The sequence below is a fragment of the Streptomyces boluensis genome, from assembly GCF_009908195.1.
GTDB lineage: Bacteria > Actinomycetota > Actinomycetes > Streptomycetales > Streptomycetaceae > Streptomyces > Streptomyces boluensis.
Genome location: NZ_JAAAHS010000293.1, coordinates 1 through 9,816, shown reverse-complemented (window position 1 = coordinate 9,816; position 9,816 = coordinate 1). Strand labels below are relative to the sequence as shown.

The window sequence follows — 9,816 nt, the reverse complement described above, 5'->3', positions numbered from 1 at the left end:
GGGGGATGCTCGCCCCGCCCCTCGCCCCTCCCAGGCCGTCAAGCGGACCGGGCAAACAGAAGACCGGGCAAAAAAAGAAGACCGCACCCGGACCGTCATGGACGCCGTGTTCGGCGGCCTGCGTGCCGGGTGCGGACCGGAAGACCAGGCAACCAAGGAAGTTGCAGGTCAGGCGGCTTGATCGAAGATCAGGCCTTCTTCGTCTCCCAGAAGATCTTGTCGATCTGGGCGATGTAGTCCAGCGCCTTCTGGCCCGTGGCCGGGTCCTTCGACGCCTTGGCGGCCGAGAGGGCCTTCAGGGCGTCGTTGACCAGCTGGTGCAGCTCCGGGTACTTCTCGAAGTGCGGGGGCTTGAAGTAGTCGCTCCAGAGCACCGAGACGTGGTGCTTCGCGAGCTCGGCGCGCTGCTCCTTGATGACGGTGGCGCGGGCCTGGAAGTGGACGTCGTCGTTCGCCGCCATCTTCTCCTGGACGGCCTTGACGGACTCCGCCTCGATGCGGGCCTGGGCCGGGTCGTACACACCGCAGGGCAGGTCGCAGTGCGCGCTGACCTTCACCTTGGGGGCAAACAGGCGGGAGAGCATCTAGCTGTCCTTCCTCGTGATCGTCTTCTCAGAGGCGACATTACTCCGTGAGGGAGGGGATTTCGCGGGCGGCCCCGGGGGCTTAGGACAAAAGTCCAGGGGGGAACCGGGGCCGGTGGACGATCGGACCGGCAGACTGGTGCTGTCGTTGAGAACGGGTCGCGGGGCCGCGAGGCCGCCCGGCCAGGAGGTGACGGATGCGGGAGCAGGGGCGTGAACCGGGACGAACCGGTGAGGCGCGGGGGCCGTTCGGGGTGGCCGAGGTGTACGGGCCGTCCATGGTGCCGACGTTGCGCCACGGCGACCAGCTGCTCGTCCGGTACGGCGCGAAGGTCCGGCCGGGGGACGTGATCGTGCTGCGCCACCCGTTCCAGCAGGACCTGCTCGTGGTGAAGCGGGCGGTGGAGCGGCGCGACGCCGGCTGGTGGGTGCTTGCCGACAACTCCTATGCGGGCGGCGACAGTACGGACTACGGGACGGTGCCCGAGGAGCTGGTGCTGGCCCGGGTGGTCGGCCGCTTCCGGCCGCGCGCGAACGGTCAGCGATCGCCGCTGCGGGCCGCGCTCTGGCTGCTCTCCGCCGTACGCCCGGTGCTCTGCGACCGGTCGGCCTCCTCACGTTTGCGGGCCCGGTAGGCGGCGACGTTGGCGCGGGTCGCGCAGCGGTCCGAGCAGTAGCGTCGGGAGCGGTTCGTGGACGTGTCCAGGTAGGCGTTCCGGCAGGGGGCCGCCTGGCACAGGCCGAGCCGGTCGACGCCGTGCTCCGTCAGGTGGAAGGCGAGGCCCATGGAGGCGATGGCGGCGTAGCCCGCGGTCGCGTTCGACGGGTGGTCGGCGAGGTGCATGTGCCACAGCGGCCGCCCGTCGTCATCACGGTGGTCGTGCCCGGAGACCTGCGGGCTCACCGGGAATTCGAGCAGCAACGAGTTGAGCAGGTCGACCGCGAGCGTCTCGTCGCCGCCGTCCGCCGCCTCGAAGACCGCGCGCAGCCGGGCGCGCACCGACCGGAACCGGGTCACATCGGCGTCGGTGGTGCGCCGGGCCGCCGAGGAGTTCTGGCCGAAGAGGTCGCGGACCGCGTCGACGGAGGTCAGGGAGTCCTTGTTACGGGCCGGCTCCTCACTGTTGACCAGGCGGAGGGCGTAGTCCGAGTAATAGGCCAGTTCCACTTGTAGTCCTTACGGGCGCGGGCTATCGTCGTCTTCGCTGAGGTAATGGGCACTCTCGTGTCCAGGGTATTACGTACTGGAGGGGTTCCGATGACCGAGACCACCACGGGCGCCAGCGCGGGAACCGCCGACTGGCAAGCCTGGCAGACCAGCTGGGACCGGCAGCAGGAGTGGTACATGCCGGACCGAGAGGAGCGGTTCCGCGTCCAGCTCGACATGGTCGAAGCCCTTGTGGGGCCGCGGCCGCGCGTGCTCGACCTCGCGTGCGGTACGGGGAGTATCACGGACCGGCTGCTCAAGCGGTTCCCGGACGCGGTAAGTACCGGCGTCGACCTCGACCCCGCGCTGCTCGCCATCGCCGAGGGCACGTTCGCCGGGGACGACCGGGTCACCTTCGTCACCGCCGACCTCAAGGACCCCGACTGGACGGCGAAGCTGCCGTACGACTCGTACGACGCCGTCCTGACCGCGACCGCGCTGCACTGGCTGCACAGTGAGCCGCTCGCCGTGCTCTACGGGCAGATCGCCGGACTCGTCCGGGAGGGCGGGGTGTTCATGAACGCCGACCACATGCCCGACCCGTCCACGCCGCGTATCAACGCCGCCGACCGCGCCCAGCGGCACGCCCGCCAGGACCGGGCCAAGGCCGCGGGCGCCCTGGACTGGGCGGACTGGTGGGCGCTGGCCGCGAAGGACCCGGTGCTCGCCGGGCCGACCGCGGAGCGGTTCGCGATCTACGGGGAGCACGCCGACGGCGACACCCCGCCCGTCGAGTGGCACGCGCGCGTGCTGCGCGAGAAGGGCTTCGCCGAGGCGCGCGCGGTGTGGTCCTCGCCGTCGGACGCGCTGGTCCTCGCCGTGAAGTAGGCCCGGCACATGACGAGGGCGGTACGGGATGGTCCCGTACCGCCCTCGTCGTAGCTCAACGGCCTTGCCGTTACAGCACCTTGGACAGGAACGACTTCGTCCGCTCGTGCTGCGGGTCGTTCAGTACGTCCCTCGGGTTGCCGGACTCGACGACCACGCCCTCGTCCATGAAGACCAGGCTGTCGCCGACCTCGCGGGCGAAGCCCATCTCGTGCGTGACGACGATCATCGTCATGCCGGACTCGGCGAGGTCGCGCATGACGTCGAGGACGTCGCCGACCAGCTCGGGGTCGAGCGCCGAGGTCGGCTCGTCGAACAGCATCAGCTTCGGCTCCATGGCGAGCGCGCGGGCGATCGCCACGCGCTGCTGCTGGCCGCCGGAGAGCTGCGAGGGGTAGTTGCCCGCCTTGTCGGCGAGCCCCACGCGGTCGAGCAGCCGGCCGGCCCGCTCGCGGGCCTCCGCCTTCGACTCACCCTTGACCTGGACCGGCGCCTCCATGACGTTCTCGAGAGCCGTCATGTGCGGGAACAGGTTGAAGCGCTGGAAGACCATGCCGATGTCCCGGCGCTTCAGGGCGACCTCGCTGTCCTTGAGCTCGTAGAGCTTGTCGCCCTTCTGCCGGTAGCCGACCAGCTCGCCGTCGACGTACAGCCGCCCGGCGTTGACCTTCTCCAGGTGGTTGATGCAGCGCAGGAACGTCGACTTGCCGGAACCGGACGGGCCGATCAGGCAGAAGACCTCACCCTGCTCGACCTCCAGGTCGATGCCCTTGAGGACCTCTACGTGGCCGAAGGACTTGTGGACGCCCTCGGCCTTCACCATGACGTTCATCGGGTGACCTCCGGACGGCGCAGGGACAGCATGTTGGCCTTGACCTTCTGCCAGGGCGTCGGCGGGAGCTGGCGGGACGAGCCGCGCGCGTAGTAACGCTCCAGGTAGAACTGCCCGACGCTGAGGATCGAGGTCATGATCAGGTACCAGGCGGCGGCGAGGAACAGCACCTCGACCGTGGCGCCCGAACTCTGGCCGATGTCCTGGGCGTTGCGCAGGAGCTCGTAATACTGGACGGCGGCGACCAGCGACGTCGTCTTCAGCATGTTGATGACTTCGTTGCCGGTCGGCGGGACGATGACGCGCATCGCCTGCGGGAGCACCACGCGGCGCAGCGTCTTCGAGTGGCTCATGCCGAGCGCGTGCGCTGCCTCGGTCTGGCCCTCGTCGACCGCGAGCAGACCGGCGCGGCAGATCTCCGACATGTACGCGGCCTCGTTGAGGCCGAGGCCGAGCAGCGCCGTCAGGAACGGCGTCATGAAGTCGGACCACTCGTCCTTGTAGACGGGGCCGAGGTTGATGTAGTCGAAGACGAAGCCCAGGTTGAACCAGACGAACAGCTGGACCAGGACCGGGGTGCCGCGGAAGAACCAGATGTAGAACCAGGCGATGGACGACGTCACCGGGTTCTTCGACAGGCGCATCACGGCGAGCAGGACGCCGCCGCCCACGCCGATCGCCATCGACAGGACGGTCAGAAGAAGCGTTTCTTTGGCACCGTCGACGATGCGGGCGTCGAAGAAGTAGTCGGGGATCGCGCCCCAGTTGATGTTGCCCCGCGCGAAGGCGAGGACGATCGCCGTGAGAACGGCGATGGCGACGAGGGCGGAGAGGTAGCGGCCGTAGTGCCGCACCGGAACGGCTTTGATGGCCTCGGGGCCGGCCGGGGGTACGTCCTCCGGGCCCTGCTTGTCTATGTCAACAGTCACGGGAGTTGCCTTTCAACAGCGTTCGGGATCGCTCACTTGCCGCCGTTGATGCGGGCCTCGGTGACAGCGCCTTCCGCGACGCCCCACTTCGAGATGATCTTGTCGTACTCGCCGTTCTTGATGATGGCGTCGAGCGCGGCCTTGATCGCGTCACGCAGCTCGGGGTTGTTCTTCGGTACGGCGATGCCGTACGGAGCGGCCTCGACCTGCTCGCCGACCAGCTCGAAGTCCTTGCCGCCACCGGAGGTCTTCACGGCGAACGCGGCGACGGGGAAGTCGGAGGAGCCGGCGTCGGCGCCACCGGAACGCAGCCGGGTCTGGGCCTGCTGGTCGTTGTCGAAGGCCTCGATGGACAGCTTGCCCTTGCCGTCGGCCGTGCACTTCTTCGACTCGGCCTTGGCCAGGTCGTGCGAGACGGTGCCGCGCTGCACGACGACCTTCTTGCCGCACAGGTCGGACCAGGTCTTGATGCCCTGGGTCGCGCCCTTCTTGGTGTAGATCGAGACGCCCGCGTTGAAGTAGTCGACGAAGTCGACGCCCTGGCCGACCTTCGTGCCCTTCTCCGGGTCGATGCCGTTCTGGCGGTCCTTGGTGTCCGTCATGGCCGACATGGCGATGTTGTACCGCTTGGAGCGGAGTCCGCCGAGCAGCGTGTCGAAGGTGCCGTTCTCGAACGTGAACTCCACGCCCAGCTGCTTGCCGAGCGCCTTGGCGACGTCCAGGTCGATACCGACGACCTTGCCCGCCTTGTCCTTGTACTCCACCGGCGGGTACGCGATGTCGGAGCCGACCTTGACGACGCCGGCGTCCTTGACGCTCTTGGGGAGCTTGTCGGCGAGCGGGGCGTTCTGCACATCCGAGCCGCCCTGGTTGGCGTTCGTCTGGTCGCCGCAGCCGGTGAGCAGCAGGGTGCTCGCGACCGCTATGGCGCCGACCGCGACTATTCGGGACTTGCCTGCGGTCGTACGACAGGTGGTGCTTGCGGTCATGGGTGGTTCCTCCGGCGGGTGAGGGAGTTGCCGTGCGATGGGTCGACGGCACGCGGCTTCGTGTGCTGCGACCTCGTGTGATTGAGGCATCTTGCCATTCGGACGGACCGCTTCAGGGGCTCAGCCATGTCAAAATCGGATAACGAGAAGACCGCGCGGTGAGCGACTCGTTGATCACGGGGCAACGCGACGAAAGCGGTAAACCACCGCTAACCACTTCTCATCCGGCGAATCTCGCCATGTGGACAGAACTTTCAGGGTGTCCAGTGTGACCCTTGTGACCTTTTGAGGCGACTTGAGAACCCTCCGCCCGACGCCGTGCGGGGGATGGATCCGCTCGGCCGGCCCCGCGTCCGCAGGGCTCGGCCGTACGTCGGAAGGCCTTGCGGCGACTGGGAACCGGGCAACAGCCGGTGACCGGACGATGAACGATCATCGTTCGTTTCGGTGGTGGGCAAAAGCCGCTTGCCGGGCAGTGACCAATGCCGCTCGCCGGGCCCCGAGGTCTTCAGGTAAAAAGGGCTGTTACACCCCTCATCCGGGGCTCAGGGCGCGTGTGCGGCGCGCCCGCGCGTACGTACCTCCCCTTGCGGAAGCGGGCCAACCGCCGACGCGAGTAACGGACGCGGTGCCCGCCCACCCCTGAACCAGGAGTGGTCACCCTCAACGAATAAGACTTAAGGGGTCAGACAAAAGTGGCAGCGGAGATCGTCAACCCTCGCAGCGACGCCGGTGCGGAGGGCGTGGAGCCCTTCGACCCCGCCTTCGCGCTCCATCGCGGCGGCAAGATGGCCATTCAGGCCACCGTGCCGGTCCGCGACAAGGACGACCTGTCCCTCGCGTACACACCTGGCGTGGCCAAGGTGTGCAGCGCCATCGCCGAGCAGCCCGAGCTCGTCAACGACTACACGTGGAAGTCCAACGTCGTCGCGGTCGTCACCGACGGCACGGCGGTTCTGGGACTCGGTGACATCGGTCCGGAAGCCTCCCTCCCCGTGATGGAGGGCAAGGCCATTCTGTTCAAGCAGTTCGGCGGCGTGGACGCCGTGCCGATCGCCCTCGCGACCACCAGCGTCGACGAGATCGTCGACACCGTGGTGCGGCTCGCCCCGTCCTTCGGCGGCGTGAACCTCGAGGACATCTCGGCGCCGCGCTGCTTCGAGATCGAGGACCGCCTCAAGGAGGCCCTCGACATCCCGGTCTTCCACGACGACCAGCACGGCACGGCGGTTGTCACGCTCGCCGCGCTGCGTAACGCCGCGAAGCTCACGAACCGGACCCTCGGCGACCTGCGCGCCGTGATCTCCGGTGCGGGCGCGGCCGGTGTCGCCATCGCCAAGTTCCTGCTGGAAGCGGGCATCGGCGACGTCCAGGTGGCCGACCGCAAGGGCGTCGTGAGCAGCGACCGGGAAGACCTGACGCCGGTCAAGCGCGAGCTGGCCGAGCTCACCAACAAGGCCGGCCTCTCCGGTTCGCTGGAGACGGCGCTCGCGGGCGCGGACGTGTTCATCGGCGTCTCGGGCGGTACGGTCCCGGAGCCGGCCGTGGCGTCCATGGCCGAGAACTCCTTCGTGTTCGCGATGGCGAACCCGAACCCCGAGGTGCACCCCGACATCGCGCACAAGTACGCGGCCGTCGTGGCGACCGGGCGTTCGGACTACCCGAACCAGATCAACAACGTGCTCGCCTTCCCGGGCATCTTCGCGGGCGCCCTCCAGGTGCGCGCCTCGCAGATCACCGAGGGCATGAAGATCGCGGCGGCCGACGCGCTCGCCGAGGTCGTCGGTGATGACCTGTCCGCGGAGTACGTGATCCCGTCGCCGTTCGACGAGCGGGTTGCCCCGGCGGTCACGGCGGCTGTGGCTGCGGCGGCCCGTGCGGAGGGCGTTGCTCGCGCTTGAGCCTTCCGGGGGCGGCGTTCGGGTTCTGTTGACTCGGTTGCCGTCCCGGGGCTCCGCCCCGGACCCCGTTCGCCCTTCGGGCTCGTCCTCAATCGCCGGACGGGCTGGATTTCCGACGGGCTGGATTTGGGCCCCGCCTGATGGCGGGGCCCTTTCCCGTTTCCGCGAGCGGGCGTTGTGCCGGACAAATCAGCCGGTCCGAACAAATCAGTCCGTCCGGCGCTTGAGGACGAGCCCGCAGGGCGATCGACGGCAACCGAGTCGACGGCGCGCCGATCAACGTCACACCGGTACGTGGTTCCGGTGCACCCTCCCCCGCAATACCGTCGGAGACATGTTCGCTGCCTACGCCGCCCGCATCGACCGTGACCAGCCGCTCAGCGGCCTCGAGTTGGGGGAGCGCCCGGCCCCCACGGAGCGCCCCGGCTGGACGACCGTCGACGTCAAGGCCGCCTCCCTCAACCATCACGACCTCTGGTCCCTGCGAGGCGTCGGCCTCGGTGAGGACAAGTTGCCGATGATCCTCGGCTGTGACGCCGCGGGGATCGACGCCGACGGCAACGAGGTCGTCCTGCACTCCGTCATCGGCCAGACCGGGCACGGCGTCGGCCCGGACGAGCCGCGCTCGATCCTCACCGAGCGCTACCAGGGCACGTTCGCCGAGCAGGTGTCCGTGCCCACCTGGAACGTGCTGCCCAAGCCCAAGGAGCTCAGCTTCGAGGAGGCCGCCTGTCTGCCGACGGCCTGGCTGACCGCGTACCGCATGCTTTTCACCAACGCCGGGGTACGGCCGGGCGATTCGGTGCTCGTGCAGGGCGCGGGCGGCGGGGTCGCCACGGCCGCGATCGTCCTCGGCAAGGCGGCGGGCCTGAGGGTGTTCGCGACCAGCCGGGACGAGGCGAAGCGGAAGCGGGCCCTGGAGCTCGGCGCGGTGGAGGCCGTGGAGCCGGGCGCGCGGCTGCCGCAGCGGGTGGACGCGGTGATCGAGACGGTCGGCGCCGCCACCTGGTCGCACTCGGTGAAGTCCCTCCGCCCCGGCGGCTCCCTGGTGATCTCCGGCGCGACCAGCGGCGACCGGCCCTCGCACGCCGAGCTGACCCGGATCTTCTTCCTGGAGCTGAAGGTCGTCGGCTCGACGATGGGCTCCAAGGACGAGCTGGAGGACCTGCTCTCCTTCTGCGCCGCCACCGGCGTACGCCCCGTGATCGACGAGGTGCTGCCGCTCGACCGGGCCCGCGAGGGCTTCCAACGGCTGGCGGACGGCGGCCAGTTCGGCAAGATCGTACTCACCGTCTGAGCCGTCGCCCGTACCCCTTTCGGCCCGCGGCTACGCCTGAGGGGTGCCCCCGGACGAGCCGGTCCCGCCGCGCAGTGCCGCCCCGATGTGCGCGGCGGCGGCGGACAAGTGGCGCCTGGCGTCGCGGAGTTGGGCCTCCGTGACGCCGTGGTCGCGGGCCGCGTCGCGGATGTCGTCGCGGAAGCGGTCGAGCAGCCGGTCCAGGTCGCGGGCCGGGTCACCGGTGGAGTCCTGCCGGACCCACTCGGGCTCGGGCGCCGGCGGGGGAGCGGTGGCCGTTCCGGCGGCAGACGGCCCGGATTCCGAAGTACCGGACCCCGAAGTGCCGGGCCCCGAAGCCGACTTGCCGAAGCGGCCGAACTCCTTGGTGATCTCGGCGAGACCCTCGCGCAGCCCCGTCGGCCAGTCGCCGCGCGTGAAGTGGTCCTGCACCTGGTCCTGTACGCGCTTCGCGATCCGCTGCACCTCGTCGCGGGCCGCGTCCTGCGCCTCCTTGGCCTGGCGGCGGGCGCGCTGGGCCTCGTCGCGGGCGCGGCGGGACTCGTCCTTGGCCCGGCGGGCCTGTTCCTTCCACTCCTGCTTGGCGCGGCGCAGGTCCTCCTTGGCCTGGAGCCAGGTGTCCGTGTCGCCGAGGGGGTTGTCCATGCCGGGCCAGTCGGCCTTGTCGGCCTTGCGGGACGAGGCGCCGCGCCGGGTCTCACCGGCCGCCGCCCGCATCTCGCGCCGCAGATCGCCCGCAGCGCCGCGCACGTCGTCGCGGATCTCCGCCGCGAGCTCGGCCACGGACTCACGGATCTCCAGCTCCAGGTCGGCCAACTCACCACTGCGGTCGGCCAGTTCGGCCCGGCCCGCGTCCGTGATCGAGTAGACCTTGCGGCCGCCCTCGCTGGTGTGGGTGACCAGGCCTTCGGCCTCCAGCTTGGCCAGGCGCGGGTAGACGGTGCCCGCCGAGGGCGCGTACAGGCCCTGGAAGCGCTCCTCCAGGAGGCGGATCACCTCGTAACCGTGGCGCGGGGCCTCGTCGAGGAGCTTCAGGAGGTAGAGGCGCAGGCGGCCGTGGGCGAAGACGGGGGGCATGTCAGAGCACCTTCCCGGTCGTGCTGTCACCTGCGGCCGGGGCGTCCGCGGGAGGCGTGTCCATCGTGGAATTGTCCCCTCCGGAAGCTGCGCCCGGACTCCGGGGGGTGCGCGGGGGCGGAGCGTCCTCGTGCGTGGCCGGGGGCGTCTCCGCGTACGTCTCCCCGTACCC

Annotated in this window: 11 protein-coding genes; 5 read left to right on the top strand and 6 right to left on the bottom strand. The window is 69.6% G+C overall.

Translation table 11 applies throughout. The features are described 5' to 3' along the window. On the top strand, positions 1 to 181 hold a 181-nt coding region (locus tag GUY60_RS38580; protein WP_161702752.1), incomplete at its 5' end, for a hypothetical protein. Between the two features lie 7 nt (positions 182 to 188). On the opposite strand, the gene sodN is transcribed toward GUY60_RS38580, so the two are convergent. Next, positions 189 to 584, bottom strand: coding sequence for a superoxide dismutase, Ni (gene sodN / locus GUY60_RS28045; protein ID WP_161702750.1), 396 nt, complete (start codon positions 582 to 584; stop codon positions 189 to 191). A gap of 197 nt (positions 585 to 781) precedes the next feature. Between sodN and sodX the strand changes: the two genes are divergently transcribed. Then, positions 782 to 1,219 (top strand): nickel-type superoxide dismutase maturation protease, encoded by a 438-nt coding sequence (gene sodX / locus GUY60_RS28040; protein WP_161702748.1) that lies wholly within the window; start codon positions 782 to 784, stop codon positions 1,217 to 1,219. Here sodX and GUY60_RS28035 read toward each other — a convergent pair. Then, positions 1,123 to 1,752 (bottom strand): CGNR zinc finger domain-containing protein, encoded by a 630-nt coding sequence (locus GUY60_RS28035; RefSeq protein WP_161702746.1) that lies wholly within the window; start codon positions 1,750 to 1,752, stop codon positions 1,123 to 1,125. The two genes, sodX and GUY60_RS28035, sit on opposite strands and share 97 nt — an antisense overlap. A gap of 90 nt (positions 1,753 to 1,842) precedes the next feature. On the opposite strand from GUY60_RS28035, the gene GUY60_RS28030 reads away from it, so the two are divergent. Then, positions 1,843 to 2,619 (top strand): class I SAM-dependent methyltransferase, encoded by a 777-nt coding sequence (locus GUY60_RS28030; RefSeq protein WP_161702744.1) that lies wholly within the window; start codon positions 1,843 to 1,845, stop codon positions 2,617 to 2,619. 70 nt (positions 2,620 to 2,689) lie between these two features. On the opposite strand, the gene GUY60_RS28025 is transcribed toward GUY60_RS28030, so the two are convergent. Genes GUY60_RS28025 through GUY60_RS28015 form a run of 3 tightly spaced genes read right to left on the bottom strand, consistent with a single transcriptional unit; the run spans position 2,690 to position 5,369 of the window. Next, positions 2,690 to 3,451, bottom strand: coding sequence for an amino acid ABC transporter ATP-binding protein (locus GUY60_RS28025; protein WP_161702742.1), 762 nt, complete (start codon positions 3,449 to 3,451; stop codon positions 2,690 to 2,692). Further along, positions 3,448 to 4,380: an amino acid ABC transporter permease gene (locus GUY60_RS28020; RefSeq protein WP_161702740.1), complete on the bottom strand. Its 933-nt coding sequence runs from the start codon at positions 4,378 to 4,380 to the stop codon at positions 3,448 to 3,450. The genes GUY60_RS28025 and GUY60_RS28020 overlap by 4 nt, the downstream gene beginning before the upstream one ends. A 32-nt stretch (positions 4,381 to 4,412) precedes the next feature. After that, positions 4,413 to 5,369: an ABC transporter substrate-binding protein gene (locus GUY60_RS28015; protein ID WP_161702738.1), complete on the bottom strand. Its 957-nt coding sequence runs from the start codon at positions 5,367 to 5,369 to the stop codon at positions 4,413 to 4,415. A 695-nt stretch (positions 5,370 to 6,064) separates the two neighbouring features. Here GUY60_RS28015 and GUY60_RS28010 point away from each other — a divergent pair. Further along, positions 6,065 to 7,270 (top strand): NAD(P)-dependent malic enzyme, encoded by a 1,206-nt coding sequence (locus GUY60_RS28010; protein ID WP_161702736.1) that lies wholly within the window; start codon positions 6,065 to 6,067, stop codon positions 7,268 to 7,270. A gap of 334 nt (positions 7,271 to 7,604) precedes the next feature. Beyond that, on the top strand, positions 7,605 to 8,567 hold the full coding sequence (locus tag GUY60_RS28005) for a zinc-binding dehydrogenase (protein WP_161702734.1): 963 nt from the start codon (positions 7,605 to 7,607) through the stop codon (positions 8,565 to 8,567). Positions 8,568 to 8,597: 30 nt separating this feature from the next. On the opposite strand, the gene GUY60_RS28000 is transcribed toward GUY60_RS28005, so the two are convergent. After that, positions 8,598 to 9,644 carry a PadR family transcriptional regulator gene (locus GUY60_RS28000; protein ID WP_161702732.1) on the bottom strand — a complete coding sequence of 349 codons (1,047 nt, stop codon included), beginning with the start codon at positions 9,642 to 9,644 and terminating at the stop codon, positions 8,598 to 8,600. Positions 9,645 to 9,816: the final 172 nt, after the last annotated feature.

Coding starts and splice junctions, on each gene's coding strand:
- GUY60_RS28030 (WP_161702744.1), top strand. CDS start 1,843: ATGACCGAGACCACCACGGGCGCCAGCGCGGGAACCGCCGACTGGCAA.
- GUY60_RS28015 (WP_161702738.1), bottom strand. CDS start 5,369: ATGACCGCAAGCACCACCTGTCGTACGACCGCAGGCAAGTCCCGAATA.
- GUY60_RS28000 (WP_161702732.1), bottom strand. CDS start 9,644: ATGCCCCCCGTCTTCGCCCACGGCCGCCTGCGCCTCTACCTCCTGAAG.
- sodX (WP_161702748.1), top strand. CDS start 782: ATGCGGGAGCAGGGGCGTGAACCGGGACGAACCGGTGAGGCGCGGGGG.
- GUY60_RS28025 (WP_161702742.1), bottom strand. CDS start 3,451: ATGAACGTCATGGTGAAGGCCGAGGGCGTCCACAAGTCCTTCGGCCAC.
- GUY60_RS28005 (WP_161702734.1), top strand. CDS start 7,605: ATGTTCGCTGCCTACGCCGCCCGCATCGACCGTGACCAGCCGCTCAGC.
- sodN (WP_161702750.1), bottom strand. CDS start 584: ATGCTCTCCCGCCTGTTTGCCCCCAAGGTGAAGGTCAGCGCGCACTGC.